This window comes from Psychrobacter sp. BI730 (assembly GCF_013414195.1).
Taxonomy (GTDB): domain Bacteria; phylum Pseudomonadota; class Gammaproteobacteria; order Pseudomonadales; family Moraxellaceae; genus Psychrobacter.
Map to the genome: position 1 here is coordinate 128,075 of NZ_JAATTV010000009.1, position 16,553 is coordinate 144,627.

Consider the following 16,553-nt stretch of genomic DNA (forward strand, 5'->3'; position numbering starts at 1 on the left):
AAAAAAGTAATGGTCTATATTATCCTGTAACGGCAGCAAAGAGAAGTAAATGGTTTGACTTTAGAGCGGGATGACGACTAGCAGAGCCAAATGAGTGATAGACGGTCTCTTTAACCATCAGATCAATATGATAATAAAAAATCCCAAGCCTTAACTTGGGATTTTTATGGTTGTGAGCATTTTATTTGTTTCTATTATCCGCCTATAGCTTATCTATCTATGTCGTGCTATCAGCTGTATCAAATGATTCTGCCAGTATGACATCACCATCCTCGCGAGTAATCATCACAGTCGCTGAGCGAGGTATACTACCACCAGCGACAGCGCCCCATGTGTTGCCTGGATGCTGAATATTGATAAACAGCGTCTTAAAATCTGGTGCCATAGTGATACCTGTTACTTCGCATCCTTCAGGACCGACAAAGAATCGTTTGATATTATCATTGCTGGCAGATATGCCAACTCGGGTTGACTGCCCTGCCGATGTGGTCGTCATCGACCCATCACTGACCTTGCCTGGCAGAGCCGCGAGCAACATACAGCTACTAGTATCGGTGTAAGCGCCGTCATCTGTCTGAATCCATAAGACACCGCGCGGGTCAAAATACAGTCCATCAGGTGAAGAGAAGTCATTATTGTCATTTAGCTGAGATAAGTTTTCTGCCGATAAATCACTTGGCGCACCAAATAGATAGATATCCCACTCAAAGCTCGTTGCAGCATGGTCGCCGCCTGCTTCTGCCCAGCGAATAATGTGACCATTGTCATTACCAAGCGCTTTTCCGTTTGATTGATAGCTACGCGGATTGGAGGCTGAGACAGGCTGGTCGTCACGTACGCCGCGATATTTGTTATTGGTCAATGTCACATAGACATCACCCGTCATAGGACTGACCGATACCCATTCAGGTCGATCCATCTTAGTAGCACCAGCGGCATCGGCAGCTGCACGGGCAAAGACCAATACTTCATCTTGTCCATTGAATGGCAGTACACTATTAAAAGCATCCAGTCCATTTTGACCATGGACGAGAGCTTTCCATTCACCGCTACCGTCCTCATTAAATACCGCCACGTATAGCGTGCCGTCATTCAGATATTTGTCACCTGCTTTTAGTCCGCCGCCGATGTCCGAGTTTGACCACATTGCTTTGGAGACAAACTTATAAATATACTCACCTCGGGCGTCATCACCCATATAGAACACCACTGGTTTGCCTTGCTCAACAGGAGCATACGCGCAGTTTTCATGAGCGAATCGGCCCAGTGCAGTGCGTTTCTGCGGTATAGAGTTTTGGTCAAATGGGTCAATCTCAGTAATATAACCAAAAGTGTTGAAGCCATAGCGATAATCTTCAGCAGCACTGGCACCAACAGCGGTCATGTCCCAGCGTGAGAACTCGTCTGCTATTTTGGCATCCTTTGCCTCTGGGGTATGCCATAGATACTCCCATCCTGGGAAGTCCTCCACCGCACCGTAGCGCTCGCGCGCATAGTTATCACCAGCGCTCAATTGGCTGGCATCTTGTCCACGGGCAAACACCCCCAAGAAGTTCTCTTCGGTAGTCAGATAAGTACCCCAAGGTGACAGACCTGCGCCGCAATTGTTATTGATACCGCGAGTCTGATAGCCTGTCGGATCAAACTTGGTCTTGACCAGAGCAGAGCCTGCCACAGGGCCAGCCAATTGCGCTGTTGTACTACTGGTGATACGGCGATTGTATTTAGAATCAGGTACCATCTCATAACCCATACCATCTGCACGGCGAGTTAACTCAACGACTGAGACCCCATGACAGTTGACTTCACGGCGTACATCGCTCGCGAGACGGCGGTTTTGAAAAATAGGTGCAGCATTGTTATCTTGGGTGACGTAATAGCCAAATGGGCTAAGCTCACTGCTATTGACGTATTCATGGTTCATGACTAGCAAGCTATTTTCTGACGCTTTGGCATCGTAAGCGTTACCGTTTTTGCCAAAGAACCACATTCCATCATGGTTGTCACCCATACGCCATTCAAACGACTCTGCTGATTGCTCACGATTGTCTTTCCAATCCTCAATACCAGAGTTCAGCGGTGTACCCAGCGGTAATATCATCTCTGCCTTGTAGCCCGCTGCTACGGTCATCGTATCAGCTGTTGAATGCGCGACTGCTTCAAACTTTAGGGTATCAGGACGCTTTAGATCACCTTGTGCAGGGATAGCGGCATTATTGTCATCACCAACAATACTGCTATCATCGTCTTCACTACAACCGACCAAAGGTAATGCGCCAAAAAATGCAGCAGCCGTCAACCCTGTGCCACCCTTTAAGATACTACGGCGGTTCAATCGACGATTGATAATCGTCTGAAAGTCAGTATTATTAGTAGGATTGGAGTCTTCAACCACTTCGTGGGCAAGCGTTCGCTCATTGTTCAATAATGTCATTATCAGTCACCTTGCTGTTAGGCTAGATTGGCAGAGAGTTGATCGCGGCTTTATCATTACGACCACAAAAATACGAATTCCGCTTAAGTCTACTCAACCTTTATGACAGCACGCTGAACAATAGGTGACAAACTGATGACAATCGAATGTACTGACGATTATTGAAAAATAGAATGATTAGATAGCTAGCATTGTTTGGCCGTTAGCAAATTTTAGAAATAAATATAAAGTCTTAAAAGCAAAAACCCCAAGCAATTGCTCAGGGTTTTTAATATGCGTCTGTTATTGCAATCAAGCTCACTGTACTTGTGATACCCACTCATGAGCACCCAGTTTTAGCTTAAGCTGATCGCCTGCTTGCAACACACCAACGCCGCTTGGCGTGCCAGTCATAATCACATCCCCTGCTTGCAAGCTGAAGGCGTGACTGATATTGACCAGTAATTCATAGACAGGAAATAGCATTAAGGCACTATCGCCATCTTGCGTTAATTTATCATTGATAGATAGCTGATACTGTACATTCTGCAGATTGCCAAACGCTTGTGGGTCGAGCCAATCAGCAAGCACGCAGGCTCCGTCAAAACACTTAGCACGCTCCCACGGATGACCTTTTTCTTTTAGCTTGCTTTGCAAATCACGCAAGGTCAAATCCAGTCCCAATGTCACGCCACCAATCGCTTGCTGAGCTTGCTCAACTGTCGCCATAGATAAGTCAGCTGATAATTGAATACATAACTCGGCCTCGTAGTGAGTCTCACCAAATAACTCTGGACTTGGGCGAACCACATCACTACGAATAGAGACCACTGAAGACGCAGGCTTCATAAATAGTATCGGCGTGGTTGGTACTTCATTGCCCAACTCTGCAGCATGTGCCGCATAGTTGCGACCAACACAGACGACTTTACCAATAGAAGCACGCAATCTTTCATTATGATTGATAGCGCCCTGCTCAGCATTGACACCAGCTGCAATGGCGTTCGCTAGTGACTCGTGTGGTGATTGGCTCATACTAAACTCTCCCTGTAAATGATGGCTATTTTATCAGCAGTCCATACTATGCTGTCTACAGTGACTTTGACGATTTTTAGTTGCTAACTGCTATTTGCTAACTGCTCACTATGGAATCGTGTTGGTCACGACATCTGGTGGTACATAACTGGCGTGGCGGTTCATACGTTTTTCAAACATTCTAAAGCTAAACAAGATAACCCACGACAGCAATAAATAGACGATACCAGCGGCAAAGAATAGCTCCATCAAGGTATAGGTACGCGCACTAATCGTACGAGCCACACCTGTGATATCCATCAATGCAATAGTTGAAGCGAGCGCACTACCTTTTAGCATAAAGATAACTTCGTTACTGTACGCTGGAATCACAATACCAAATGCGCGCGGCAACGTAACCCGTGTTAGCTTTTGCCATTTTGACATGCCAAGCGCATCAGCAGCTTCAAGCTCTCCAATAGGAATCGTCTGAATCGCACCGCGTATAATTTCGGCTAGATAAGCACTGGTATTCAGGGTAAAGGCGATGATGGCACACCAATATGCTTGGCTAAGTACCGGCTCCCACAAGAACGACTCGCGTACGGCCTCAAATTGACCTAAACCGTAATAAATCAGGAATATCTGTACCAATAGCGGCGTACCACGGAAAAAGAAAATATACAGAAACGGTAGTATCTGTACCACCCAATTCTTAGACAGTCGTAACAACGCCAACACCAAACCAAACAGCAATCCAATCACACCTGAAAACAAAACCAGCTGTACGGTCAATACCGCGCCGCCTAGTAAATCAGGGATATGGTCAAAAATGACCTGCCAATTCCAATCCATAGTATCTCTCCTCTACCCTATGGTCGATTGACTGTGAGTGGATTGACGGCTTATCTTTTTGGCATAGCGTGCCGCAGGATTGGCGCGCCACTCAAGCCACATCATAAAGCCAGTAATCAACATGGTCAGACCCAAATAAATAATCGCTGCTGCCATATAAAAGGTAAATGGCTGCTGTGTAGACTGTGCCGCACGCGATGACTGATACATGATGTCTTTGAGACCCACGACCGATACCAATGCGGTATCTTTGAGCAGTACCAGAAACAGATTACCCAAACCTGGCAAAGCAATCTGCCACACTTGCGGCAAAGTGATGCGATAAAAAGTCTGAAAAGGACGCATACCAATCGCTTGCGCAGCCTCTCGCTGCCCTACTGGAATCTCTTGAATGGACATGCGAAAAATTTCAGTCGCATACGCACCAAAAGCAATAGACAGTGCCATGACACCACCCCAAAAAGCGCTAATCTCGACATAGTCGTTATAGCCGAACTTTTTGAGGATGCTCATCAATAAGATAGAGCCGCCATAATAAATAAAGAGCACCAATAGCAGCTCAGGAATACCGCGCATCGTCGCAGTATAGACAGTCGCAAGTTTACGCAGCAACCAGATATTGGACATCTTTGCGGTTGCGCCGAGCAAGCCTAAAGCCAAACCAATGATTAAACTGGTCACAGCTAGCTGTATGGTGACGGTAGCGCCGCTTAATAAAAGCGCGCCAAATCCTTGTAAGTCAAACACGATTATCCACTCAGTCTCTTTATATTAGCAATTAAGGCATGTCTTCAATTCAATCGATAGACATCTAAATGGTTTAAAAACGGCTAAATCTTGCCAAACGGCGTCAAATAGCTGACTAATATCTAGATATTATTTGCGCTATTTTCCTTGTTTGACTGCAATTTATCTCATTTTTATTACCATTTTTAAAATGAAGACACGCCCTAGCAAAATATGAGTTAAAAGAATCAGCATCAATAGCTGAACGCGGCAAAACACCGTATTTTATACCAAATCAATAGGGATGGTCGGCGTCAAAAAATGACGTCAGAAGAATACGATTAACGCTGCGATAATTGACACAGTAGAAATGAGCGCTGATTTTATCATATTCACTCGCCGTGATGTTAATACTGACGCGTAAAAGCTGCGCCTAAACCGTACTTAAACAGACACTTGCCTCTAGAGACATACAATCAGCCGACTAAATTTGAGCAAAATTGATAGGCGGCTATTATGTATATTCGTTGCTATAACGACAAATAAAAAAGGACATCACCATGAAGGCGATATCCTTTTATTGATCAAAACACGATTTTTTGACTGCTGTCTTTGACTACTATTAGCTATTCGCTATTAACTAACGTTTTCTGTCGCTGGTTGGTCGGCAGTATTTGTATCTGTGCCTGTATTTGCGTCTTCATCAACTGTGCTCGTTGCAGACGCTGGCACCGCAAAGTACTTTTGATTGATTTTATCGTAAGTACCATTAGCTTTTATATTAGCAAGAGACTGATTGATCTTTGCTTGTAGCGGATCGCCTGGGCGTACTGCTATGGCAAAGTTATCATTGATATCGATCTCATCACCTTTTAGCGCATATTTGCTACCAGCATTTGAGCTCAGCCATTCTATCGCAGGCAGCTTATCAGAAATCATCGCATCGACACGGTTTGAACCAAGATCCAAAAACGCATTGCTCAACGTATCATAAAGCTTCATATCGGCTTTTGGATACGTGTCTTCTAGCCACTGCGATGAGATAGTTGAACGCTGTGCAGCAATAGAATACGAGTCGATATCGCTGTTGTTACTAGGGTCAAAGCTGCTGTCTTTTTTGGCCAAAAAAACCAAGGCATTGCTAAAGTACGGATCGGTAAAGCTCACCTGCTGCGAACGCTCTGGAGTAACGGACATCGCGGCTACGATTGCATCGTATTTACCTGCTTTTAGGCCAGGGATAATACCGTCCCAGTCCTGCGCTACAATCTCACAGGTCACCTGCATATCCGCACAGAGTGCATTTGCTATCTCAACATCAAAACCACCCAGTGTCCCATCGGCATTGGTATAGTTAAAAGGTGCATAGGCCCCTTCTGTACCGATGCGTAATACATCACCTGTAGACGCTGCCGTTGTTTTGGTAGCCTCTGGATTGGTATCAGCTGCACTCTCTTGGCTATTGCTACAGCCAGCAACGGTAAAGGCCGTCGCTAGTGCGAGCAATGACATAGACAGACGACTGGCTACAGTAATGTTAGATTTGCCAGTCGTGGTACAGATTGGGGCACAATGGTTGCTCATGATCATCCTTGGTTTTTTCTTGAGTAAACAACACGTCTTTAAACAACAGCAGTAAAACTGCTAGATATCGTATTAGTTAGCTGGCGCTTCTTCTTCAGCGACCATTACTTCTTCGACACTATCAGTTGTTGCTACCGCTTTTTGTGCTGCAGCCGTTGAGCTAGTACCAAAGTAGCTACCCGTGATTTGATCATAGGTGCCGTTGTCTTTTAGTTCAGCCAATGCTGCATTGAATTTAGCAATTAACGGATCGCCTTTACGGAAAGCAATACCCATTGCATCATCATTGGTGCTGATTTCTTCACCTTTGACTTCGTAGCCTTTGCCTGCGTCTGTTTTTAACCAGTCAATACCTGTGACTTTGTCAGACATCATACCGCGCACGCGACCTGAGGTCAGATCTAAATAAGCATTGTCTTGCGTATCGTATAGTTTGATATCAGCATCTGCATGCTCGTCTTGTAGGTATTGCGAGGCAACAGTTGAGCGCTGTGAGGCAATTGGTAGACCTGTTAGTGACTCAACGCTTAAGTCATCACCTTTTTTACCGATCAAGATGATACCGCTATGGAAGTAAGGATCACTGAAATCAACCACTTCTTTACGCTCAGGCGTGATCGACATACCTGCGATAGCTGCATCAAATTTCTGTGCGTTAAGCCCTGGAATCAAACCATCCCAATCTTGAGAGATGACTTCACACTCAGCTTTCATTTGTGCACATAGTGCGTCAACCAGCTCAATCTCGTAACCAATCAGCTTGCCATCTGCATCAGTGTAACTGAAAGGCTTGTAGCTTGATTCTGTCGCAATTTTGATATTTAAAGGCGCTTCAGTAGCGGTATCAGCTTCAGCATTTTCTGCTGGTGCTGAGCTATTGTTGCAACCTGCCAGCATTAGCATTGCTGCGCTAAGCGGTGCTAGCCACAATGCTTTTTTGCTCATTGATGATGTCATTGAAATTGTCATAAGTTTTATTCCTTAATATATTTACCAGCTGTATCGTCAATCACTGCTTGCTGATTTATGCTTATAAACACTGTTTATTTGAAACATGCCCAGTTTTAAGCATTACTTGCATCAAACATTATTTGTTCTAAGCATAAATCTTCAGTGAGTCATTATTGACCAAAGTTCATCTGCTCAAGACGTGCAAGCTCACCGTTACTACGGATTTCGCTCAATGCTTTGTCAAAGTCAGCTTTGAGTGAGTCACCTTTACGTACAGCAATGGCAATATTGTCATCGTTATCAATTTCATCACCAACGATACCGAAGCCCGCTGCGTTTTCTGCTAACCATGATTTGGCAGAAACTTTTTCAGCCAATACTGCATCGCTACGACCAGATTTTAGATCTAGATAGGCATTGTCATAGTTGTCATACAACTGAACGGTGTTGCCTTCTTTGCCTTCGTAGTTATCCTGTAGATAAGCACCTGGCGTAGTAGAGCGTTGACCACCAAGCGTTGCGTCTTTGATCGCCATAGGATCAAAACCACCATCCGTATTGGTTAGCCATACCATTGTATTGGCAAAGTACGGCTCGCTGAAATCAACTTTTTCTTGACGCTCAGCGGTGATAGACATACCTGCAATCACAGCATCATATTTTTGTGCCAATAGACCTGGGATAATACCGTCCCAATCCTGTGCAACGATTTCACACTTGGCTTGCATTTGATCACACAAGGCATTGGCAACATCGATATCAAAACCTGCCAAGCTGCCGTCGGCGTTGGTGTAGTTGAATGGAGGGTAAGCGCCTTCGGTGGCGATACGAATGGTTTTACCAGTGGTTTCTGCTGCAGGGGCGTCAGCGTTGGTATCGGTTGTTTCATCGGCAGGTTGGCTACAAGCGCTCAACATCAATGCAGCAGTAACGGTCATCGATGACCACAATAGGCGAGAATTCGACATCATACGTTCCTTAAATTCTGATGGGTTTTACATAAGTTTTTGACAGGATTTTCTGACTTAGGGTGCTGATATTTTGTTCTCTGACGTCCCTGCCAGACAAGCAATATAGATAGCAGAATAACAAGCAGCCACGAGACATGACGGCCTATAAACCTTTTGATAATACCTGAGTAAAATATCAAAAACAAACGTTTTGCATACTCATAGTTATCATCGGGCAATAAACAGTCAACAATGGTTACGTTATAGTGATTTTACGTTTGGCAGGATAAATGGTGGCAAGCGTGTTGCCACCATCTGTATTGGACATGATATTAGACATGATACTAGGCAAAAAACTAATAACTAAGTAGGACGATGTGATGCCATAAAGTCTTTAACGCGCTCAGAGGTAGGGTTATCAAAGACTTGTTCAGGTGTGCCAATTTCTTCGACCACACCTTGATGTAAAAAGACGACTTTACTTGATACTTCACGGGCAAAGCGCATTTCGTGAGTAACGATAAGCATCGTACGACCCTCTTCCGCTAGCTCTCGCATTACTGCAAGCACTTCGTTGACCAGTTCAGGATCTAGCGCAGAGGTTGGTTCGTCAAATAATAGGACTTGTGGCTGCATAGCAAGCGCACGGGCGATAGCAACACGCTGACGCTGACCACCAGATAAGTTGGCAGGATAAGCATCTTTCTTGTCGAGCAGGCCGACTTTATCAAGCAGTTTTTCCGCATCGCTAATCGCTTGGTCTTTTTTAATCTTTAAGACCTGCGTTGGCCCTTCGATGATGTTTTGTAGAATTGTTTTATGCGGCCATAGGTTAAAGTTCTGAAAGACAAATCCCACACGAGCACGCAAGCTTTCTAGCTGCTTCACGTCTGCTGCTTGTAACTCACCTGATTTGGCAGGTTTTAGCATTAGCTCTTCATTACCGATCAAGATACGACCATGATTGGGGTTTTCAAGAAGATTAATACAACGCAGCAACGTCGACTTACCTGAGCCAGATGAGCCCAAAATAGAGATAACATCGCCATCATAGGCAGTTAGGGATACCCCTTTTAATACCTCTAATGAGCCGTAGCTTTTATGGATGTCTTGTAAGTCTAGGGCGATAGGCCGAGTCGGGTTTTTTGCAGTATCAAGCATGGTTCAGCAGACTTCCAATAAATATGAGTGAAAACACGAATAAAATAAGAGCTATATCTATATATAGTACAAGCATCTAGATGCATTATCGTAATATGCCTGATGAGGCAAAGAGAAAAATGCCATATTGTCTCTTATTACGCAGTAAAAAGGCAAATATTGTATTTAACCAACGGGTTAATCAGCTTCTAACAAACTGCGAGTACAAAAAAGCCCAGACTGCATTTATCGCTCTGGGCTTTATTTTATCACTTTAGAATACGAGACGTTGTGTTATCTGATAACTGCCTATTTATAGTATGTGCTTAGTACATTTAATATGTCGCTAGTACATTCTATAGTATGCGATTAGTACGTCGATACATGCTCTGAGTCTTCAGTGCCGTCCATCATATCCGCATCTTCTGCTGTCGCCACTGCCACATCATCGTTATTGGTAACGTCCATACCCTCATCATCGGCACTAGCAACGGCAACATCGTCATTGTCGCTCGCTGTTGCACTTTCTTCTACAGAGGTTTGAGCGTCTACAGTAGTGTCAGCTTCAGTTTCCATCGGTGTATCATCTTTTTTGCTACAAGCGCCTAATGCTAGAGCACCTGCTACCAAACCAACCGTTAACCAATTTTTGTAAGTTGTATTTTTCGTAGCCATGTTCATTCTCCATCACTCATCATAATAAGATTAAGTACTATCTACTGATAGCCTTGCTGTTTTAATGCTTACTATACTGAGGATATCTCGCGGCTACCTTAGTATTTACAACGCAATTCTGTTAAAAACACGTAAAGATATAGTGTAGTACTGATAACGCGCCTATCTTAAATAAATACCGCTTAGCATGAACAATATTACTTTGAATAAGCCCTTACAAGAGCGTTGCAAAGCGGATTCTGTTCACAAAATCATCTTTACTATCGTCTCAATCTGCTCTATGTTAAATAGCATAATGACCTACCGCTATCTAAGTAGGCATTCAAAACTTCTTTTTTTGCGACATTTTTCGCCTTTTTAGGTACTTTTACCTATATAAAATTGGGCGCTTTTAGTTATAAAAAACTTGTATCACATAAGGAAAATAATTTATGAGTCAATCGAATACTACGGATATTACGACCTATATGCAGTCTGTCGGCAAGCAAGCACGAGCTGCTTCTCGTGCGCTAGCTGCTGCCAACACTGGCGATAAAAACTCAGCACTATTGGCCATTCATGATGAGCTGGTCAATGCCAAACAAGACATCTTGGCAGCTAATAAAATCGATATGGACAACGGCCAAAAAAACAATCTTGATAGCGCACTCCTCGACCGCTTGGAGCTGAACGAAGCACGATTTAGCGGTATGCTACAAGGTCTTAAAGATGTCGCTGGCCTTCCTGACCCAATCGGTGAAGTCACTGACATGACCTATCAGCCATCAGGGATTCATTTGGGCAAAATGCGGGTGCCACTTGGTGTGGTCGGTATGATTTATGAGTCGCGCCCTAACGTAACATTGGAGGCTGCCTCACTGGCACTCAAATCAGGCAATGCTATTATCTTGCGCGGTGGTTCTGAGGCATTTGAATCTAACCAAGCCATTGCCAAATGTATCATTAAAGGTCTTAGCCATACTGATCTATCGGAACATAGCGTGCAAGTGCTACAAACGACCGATCGTGCAGCCGTTGGTGAGCTGATCACCATGACTGAATATGTCGATGTCATCGTGCCACGTGGTGGTAAAGGTCTGATTGCGCGTATCAGCAACGATGCCAAAGTACCTGTAATCAAGCATCTAGACGGCAACTGCCATACCTTTATCGATAGTGATGCGGATCCTGAGATTGCGATTAAGGTCAGTGTCAATGCCAAAACACATCGCTACGGCACTTGTAACACGATGGAGACGCTACTGGTCGATGAAACAGTCGCAGATGAGCTATTGTCTAAAATAGCAGAGGCCATCGTCGCTGCTGATGATGCAATGCAACTACGTCTTGATGACAAATCACAAGCTATCCTAAATGAAAACGCTAAGCTTGAAGGTCATTTATCCGCTGCCACGGCTGAGGATTGGGATACTGAATATTTAGCTCCTATCCTAGCGGTAAAAGTGGTCGCAGGTATTGACGAAGCCATTGAGCATATCAATACGCACGGTAGCCATCATACCGATGTTATCATCACTGACAACTATACCAAATCGCAACGCTTCATCCGTGAAGTGGACTCAGCCAGCGTTATGATTAACGCTTCTAGCCGTTTTGCTGATGGTTTTGAATACGGTCTCGGTGCTGAAATTGGTATCTCAACGGACAAAATCCATGCCCGTGGCCCTGTCGGTCTCGAAGGTCTGACGTCGCAAAAATGGATCGTTTATGGTCATGGCGAAACCCGTGCTTAATCATACTAGCATCGACTATCAAAACGAGTAATCAGAAACGTCAGCAATTATGCTGGCGTTTCTTCGTTTGAATCATAAGTATTTTAGTTAAGGCATTTAAATTATAGGGAGCGGTACGACCATGCAAAGTGGCAAGATTAAGCACTGGAACGAAGATAAAGGCTATGGCTTTATCGATGTAGACAATCAAAATGAAGATATGTTCTTTCATATTAGCAAAGCAAGACTGGCGAAGCCTATAACAGTTGGTCAAAGTGTCTACTTTAACAGTGCCCGTAACGACAAAAATCAATTGAGAGCCACTGAAGTGACCTCGTCTTCGTTGAGCCTTGACCAAGATACTGCATCAGATATTCCAAGCTATACCCCTACTAATGCTAATAGAAATAGCAATCAACGCACTCGTAACTCAAATCGTAGCAGTCAAAACGGCAGACCAAATAAAAGAAGCTTAGGCTCTACGCTATTTAGCCTTATCGCTATCATCGCCGTCGCTTTCTATTTCTTTGGCGATTTAAATTCGACATTGTTTGCTGATAGCATCGAGTCGACAACGGTATCGCAGGACGTCACTAATAATACGAGCCAAACCATTACTGCTGGTATAACAGGTGATGCACAGGTCGATAACACGATTGCGCTTATTCAGCAAGGCGGCCCTTTTCCGTATCCAAATAAAGATGGTACGACGTTTTATAACCGTGAAGGCAGACTACCCGCTCAGTCACAAGGCTACTACCGCGAATATACCGTACCCACCCCTGGTGTCTCTCATCGCGGCGCACGGCGTATCGTCACAGGTGGTAATCCGCCTACCGTCTATTACTTGACTGTCGACCATTATGATAGCTTCCAAAGACTACAGGTGCCTTAATATGAAAAAAGCTGATATGAATCGAGACAGTATAAACCAAGCAATCCACTACGTTAATCAAAGCCATATTAATCAAAACCACATTAACCAAAACGGTACAGCACTGGGTACTAGCATTCCTGCGCAGGCTGTTACTATAGCCGTAGGTGACACGCTCGAGAAAACTGAGTTATTGACGAGTTTGGCCAAGGCCTGTGACTTTCCTAGTTATTTTTCACACAACTGGGACAGTGCATGGGATTGTCTAACAGACAGTGAGGCAGTTCATTTAAGGCTTGATTTAACAGACGTCAAAAGGATAAATACTGAGGACTTCAATGTCTTTAAAAGCATCATTGAGGATGCCTTTAGAGAATTTGGCAAACCACAATTGTGGATCATCGTGCCATCTGAGGATGAAGCTTATAAGTTAGAAAGTTAGTCGTTGAAAGCCTATATTGCAAGCTTGACCGCCGATAGTCACCGATAATTATTCGTCATCATAGAAACCTGAATTCGAGATAAAGCCATATTTATCCCGAATTCAGGTTAATTTACTTTACAGAAAGGATTAACCTATGGAGATTACCTTAAACGGTTATTACACCCTGATATTGGCCACCTTAGTGCTGCTACTTGGGCGGTTTTTGGTGCGACGAGTCAAGTTTTTAGAAGATTTTAATATTCCAGAACCGGTTGCTGGTGGTCTGGTCGCGGCGATTGTTGTCTATGCTCTCAATATGGTTTGGGGATATAGTTTCAACTTTCATCAAGGACTACAGACCGCCACCATGTTGATGTTCTTTGCATCCATCGGTCTGAGCGCTGATTTTAGTAGACTAAAAGCAGGCGGCACACCATTATTGATTTTTACTATCGTTGTTTCAGTGTTTATTGTATTGCAGGACGTCGTGGGTGTGGCCATGGCAAGTGCATTGGGACTTGATCCTTTGCTCGGTCTGGTGACAGGTTCTATCGCTCTAACAGGTGGTCATGGTACAGCAGGCGCTTGGGGCATTACGTTAGAACAAGACTATGGTGTGGTCGGTGCGACGACGCTTGGTATCGCGGTTGCTACTTATGGTTTGGTCGCGGGTGGTATCGTTGGTGGTCCTGTTGCCCGTCGCTTGATTAACCGACTTGGCCTAAAACCAACGCCAGCCAACCCTGATCCTAGCGATATCGAAAAAGTTGCTGGTGCACAGTCGTTATATAGTACCAAACACGATGAGGAGTCTGCAGGTAGTAATAAAGATATCTTTGAAAGGCCTGATAGCATGCGCTTTATCACCGCTTCTTCTACTATCGAAACCTTGGCACTATTCGCAGGTGCTTTGGCTTTTGCCGATGTGATGGCCATCGTTGCTGAAGGTACATGGTTTGAGCTGCCTACTTTCGTATGGGCATTGGCAGGTGGTGTTATCATTCGCAATGTGCTAACGATGGTCTTCAATTTTGATATGTTTGACCGCTCAATTGATGTACTTGGTAATGCGTCTTTAAGTCTATTTTTGGCGATGGCATTGTTATCATTAAAACTGTGGCAATTGACCGATTTGGCAGGCCCTGTGCTAGTCATATTGGTCGTACAGACCATCATTATGATTATCTACGTGTACCTGATTACTTTTAAAATTATGGGTAAAGACTACGACGCGGCTGTATTATCAGCGGGGCATTGTGGTTTTGGTATGGGTGCGACACCGACTGCAATTGCAAATATGCAGGCAGTCACCGATCGCTATTTGCCTTCACCTAAAGCATTCCTAATTGTACCAATGGTAGGTGCGTTCTTTGTTGATATCGTCAATGCCACGATATTGCAGATTTTTACTAAACTGCCGTTTATGTAGGCTGATGCTGTTACAGATCAGAACTTAACAGCTATCTAGCAAATAACAAATACCAGCCATCGAAAAGCCCGCCAAGACTCATCTTGGCGGGCTTTTTTAATTATCAAGTTATAATAGAGTGTTCAATCGAACCTATTATTTATACTTCTTAATTTCACCACTTTTCACACGCGCTATGAAAGAATTAACCTCTCTTTTCACAATTGGCATCAAGAAGTACAGACCTATGATGTTAAAGATAGCCATAGCGAACAGAGCCGCATCTGAGAAGTCGATAACGAAGCTGAACTGTACGATAGTACCGATAACAACGAAGATTAAGAAGATAAGTTTGTATATCATCTCGCCGCCTTTACCTTCACCGAAAAGGTAAGTCCAAGCTTTTAGACCATAGTATGACCATGAAATCATCGTTGAGAAAGCAAATAACAATACCGCAACCGCTAGGAAATACTGGAAGATAGGTGCCGTTTCCATAAAGGCTGCACGGGTTAGATCCACACCAGTAAGCGCTTGGGTTTGTAAGTTTGCGGCAGTGTTCACCCCAGAGATAGTAATAACAAGCGCCGTCATCGTACAGATAACAACCGTATCAATGAAAGGCTCTAATAGCGCTACTAAACCTTCAGTAGCAGGCTCTTTGGTTTTTACTGCTGAGTGAGCAATAGCGGCTGAACCAACACCCGCTTCGTTAGAGAAAGTGGCACGTTTTAAACCTTGAATCAATGCGCCAATAAAGCCACCAGCTACACCAGCACCAGTGAAGGCACCCGAGAAAATCTCGCCAAATGCAGTGCCAATATGATTAAAGTTAGCAATCAGTACGATTACCGCCATAGTAATGTACAACAAGGCCATAAAGGGTACGACTTTTTCGGTAACGGTTGCGATGCGCGGCATACCACCAATGATAACCATACCGACTAAAAACGCTAAACCAATACCAAAGAATACACTGTAATCCGTTGGAATGCTAAAAGTAGAGCTCATGACTGCGAAGGCCTGGTTACCCTGAAACATGTTACCAGCACCAAAGGTCGCCAATATACACATAAGTGCAAAACCAACAGCCAGGAACTTACCTAATCCGCCCATACCACGTTCAGCCATACCGCGGCTTAGGTAGTACATAGGGCCACCTGATACGACGCCAGATGGTAGTACCGTACGGTATTTGACACCTAGCGTACATTCTACAAACTTAGTCGCCATACCGAATAGGCCGACCATAATCATCCAAAAGGTAGCGCCAGGTCCACCAATAGCAAGCGCTGCACCAACGCCTGCGATGTTACCAAGACCAACGGTACCTGATAGAGCAGTAGCTAAGGCTTGAAAATGGCTGACCTCGCCTTCTTCTTTATTGGCGGGATTTGGATCGGTATATTTGCCTCTGACAATATCTAGAGACAGGCCTATTTGACGAAACTGAATAAATCCAAAGTAAAAAGTGAATACGAGTGCGGCAACTAATAACCAACCCACAATGAGGGGGAAGCTGACGTCTCCAAGAGGTACTGAAAAGAAAATAAGGTCGACGAACCAGCCAAATATATTGGCCATAAAGCCATCGAGACCTGCTCCAAATGCTGCTAAACCTGATTGTTCTGCTGCTTGCGCAAGAGTCGTGCTGAGTAATAGCATCGTTGCGACTAAAGATTATTTTTTCATGTAAATCCCTTTAGTGAAAATAACATTTATATAATTATTCAATCAATTACAGCGATACTAGGGCGTGTTGAACATTGGCGACAAATTAATGGCAAAAAAAATAGCGAACGGTTAATCTTTAAGCTCTCACACAAA

At 44.1% G+C, this 16,553-nt stretch carries 14 protein-coding genes; 4 read left to right on the top strand and 10 right to left on the bottom strand.

The window, feature by feature from the left end:
• Positions 1-217: 217 nt before the first annotated feature.
• From HCZ91_RS08775 to HCZ91_RS08815, 9 genes are all read right to left on the bottom strand, one after another.
• Entirely contained in the window at positions 218-2,434 is a 2,217-nt protein-coding gene (locus HCZ91_RS08775) for a PhoX family phosphatase (protein WP_179799072.1), read from the bottom strand.
• A 297-nt stretch (positions 2,435-2,731) separates the two neighbouring features.
• Positions 2,732-3,448, bottom strand: a complete 717-nt coding sequence (locus HCZ91_RS08780) for a fumarylacetoacetate hydrolase family protein (protein ID WP_179799073.1) — start codon at positions 3,446-3,448, stop codon at positions 2,732-2,734.
• Between the two features lie 108 nt (positions 3,449-3,556).
• Positions 3,557-4,282 (bottom strand): ABC transporter permease, encoded by a 726-nt coding sequence (locus HCZ91_RS08785; protein WP_101205569.1) that lies wholly within the window; start codon positions 4,280-4,282, stop codon positions 3,557-3,559.
• 12 nt (positions 4,283-4,294) lie between these two features.
• Entirely contained in the window at positions 4,295-5,029 is a 735-nt protein-coding gene (locus HCZ91_RS08790; RefSeq protein WP_057758316.1) for an ABC transporter permease subunit, read from the bottom strand.
• Positions 5,030-5,644: 615 nt separating this feature from the next.
• Entirely contained in the window at positions 5,645-6,592 is a 948-nt protein-coding gene (locus tag HCZ91_RS08795; protein ID WP_179799074.1) for an ABC transporter substrate-binding protein, read from the bottom strand.
• 72 nt (positions 6,593-6,664) lie between these two features.
• Positions 6,665-7,561, bottom strand: coding sequence for a transporter substrate-binding domain-containing protein (locus tag HCZ91_RS08800; protein ID WP_102091643.1), 897 nt, complete (start codon positions 7,559-7,561; stop codon positions 6,665-6,667).
• A gap of 152 nt (positions 7,562-7,713) precedes the next feature.
• On the bottom strand, positions 7,714-8,514 hold the full coding sequence (locus HCZ91_RS08805; RefSeq protein WP_179799075.1) for a transporter substrate-binding domain-containing protein: 801 nt from the start codon (positions 8,512-8,514) through the stop codon (positions 7,714-7,716).
• Positions 8,515-8,856: 342 nt separating this feature from the next.
• Positions 8,857-9,654 (bottom strand): ATP-binding cassette domain-containing protein, encoded by a 798-nt coding sequence (locus tag HCZ91_RS08810; protein ID WP_057758311.1) that lies wholly within the window; start codon positions 9,652-9,654, stop codon positions 8,857-8,859.
• Positions 9,655-10,002: 348 nt separating this feature from the next.
• Positions 10,003-10,308 (bottom strand): hypothetical protein, encoded by a 306-nt coding sequence (locus HCZ91_RS08815; protein WP_179799076.1) that lies wholly within the window; start codon positions 10,306-10,308, stop codon positions 10,003-10,005.
• Positions 10,309-10,739: 431 nt separating this feature from the next.
• Here HCZ91_RS08815 and HCZ91_RS08820 point away from each other — a divergent pair, with 431 nt between their 5' ends.
• The 4 genes from HCZ91_RS08820 to gltS all read left to right on the top strand — a co-directional run bounded on the left by HCZ91_RS08820 (position 10,740) and on the right by gltS (position 14,747).
• Entirely contained in the window at positions 10,740-12,041 is a 1,302-nt protein-coding gene (locus HCZ91_RS08820) for a glutamate-5-semialdehyde dehydrogenase (protein ID WP_179799077.1), read from the top strand.
• Positions 12,042-12,162: 121 nt separating this feature from the next.
• The gene (locus HCZ91_RS08825) at positions 12,163-12,915 is read left to right on the top strand and encodes a ribonuclease domain-containing protein (RefSeq protein WP_179799078.1); all 753 of its coding nucleotides are present in this window, start codon (positions 12,163-12,165) and stop codon (positions 12,913-12,915) included.
• Position 12,916: 1 nt separating this feature from the next.
• Positions 12,917-13,336 (top strand): barstar family protein, encoded by a 420-nt coding sequence (locus HCZ91_RS08830; protein ID WP_257020021.1) that lies wholly within the window; start codon positions 12,917-12,919, stop codon positions 13,334-13,336.
• 136 nt (positions 13,337-13,472) lie between these two features.
• Positions 13,473-14,747, top strand: a complete 1,275-nt coding sequence (gene gltS, locus HCZ91_RS08835; RefSeq protein WP_057758303.1) for a sodium/glutamate symporter — start codon at positions 13,473-13,475, stop codon at positions 14,745-14,747.
• A gap of 135 nt (positions 14,748-14,882) precedes the next feature.
• On the opposite strand, the gene HCZ91_RS08840 is transcribed toward gltS, so the two are convergent.
• Positions 14,883-16,391 carry an alanine/glycine:cation symporter family protein gene (locus HCZ91_RS08840; protein ID WP_165598281.1) on the bottom strand — a complete coding sequence of 503 codons (1,509 nt, stop codon included), beginning with the start codon at positions 16,389-16,391 and terminating at the stop codon, positions 14,883-14,885.
• Positions 16,392-16,553: the final 162 nt, after the last annotated feature.

Coding starts and splice junctions, on each gene's coding strand:
- HCZ91_RS08775 (WP_179799072.1), bottom strand. CDS start 2,434: ATGACATTATTGAACAATGAGCGAACGCTTGCCCACGAAGTGGTTGAA.
- HCZ91_RS08780 (WP_179799073.1), bottom strand. CDS start 3,448: ATGAGCCAATCACCACACGAGTCACTAGCGAACGCCATTGCAGCTGGT.
- HCZ91_RS08785 (WP_101205569.1), bottom strand. CDS start 4,282: ATGGATTGGAATTGGCAGGTCATTTTTGACCATATCCCTGATTTACTA.
- HCZ91_RS08795 (WP_179799074.1), bottom strand. CDS start 6,592: ATGAGCAACCATTGTGCCCCAATCTGTACCACGACTGGCAAATCTAAC.
- HCZ91_RS08800 (WP_102091643.1), bottom strand. CDS start 7,561: ATGACAATTTCAATGACATCATCAATGAGCAAAAAAGCATTGTGGCTA.
- HCZ91_RS08805 (WP_179799075.1), bottom strand. CDS start 8,514: ATGATGTCGAATTCTCGCCTATTGTGGTCATCGATGACCGTTACTGCT.
- HCZ91_RS08810 (WP_057758311.1), bottom strand. CDS start 9,654: ATGCTTGATACTGCAAAAAACCCGACTCGGCCTATCGCCCTAGACTTA.
- HCZ91_RS08815 (WP_179799076.1), bottom strand. CDS start 10,308: ATGGCTACGAAAAATACAACTTACAAAAATTGGTTAACGGTTGGTTTG.
- HCZ91_RS08820 (WP_179799077.1), top strand. CDS start 10,740: ATGAGTCAATCGAATACTACGGATATTACGACCTATATGCAGTCTGTC.
- HCZ91_RS08825 (WP_179799078.1), top strand. CDS start 12,163: ATGCAAAGTGGCAAGATTAAGCACTGGAACGAAGATAAAGGCTATGGC.
- HCZ91_RS08830 (WP_257020021.1), top strand. CDS start 12,917: ATGAAAAAAGCTGATATGAATCGAGACAGTATAAACCAAGCAATCCAC.
- gltS (WP_057758303.1), top strand. CDS start 13,473: ATGGAGATTACCTTAAACGGTTATTACACCCTGATATTGGCCACCTTA.
- HCZ91_RS08840 (WP_165598281.1), bottom strand. CDS start 16,391: ATGCTATTACTCAGCACGACTCTTGCGCAAGCAGCAGAACAATCAGGT.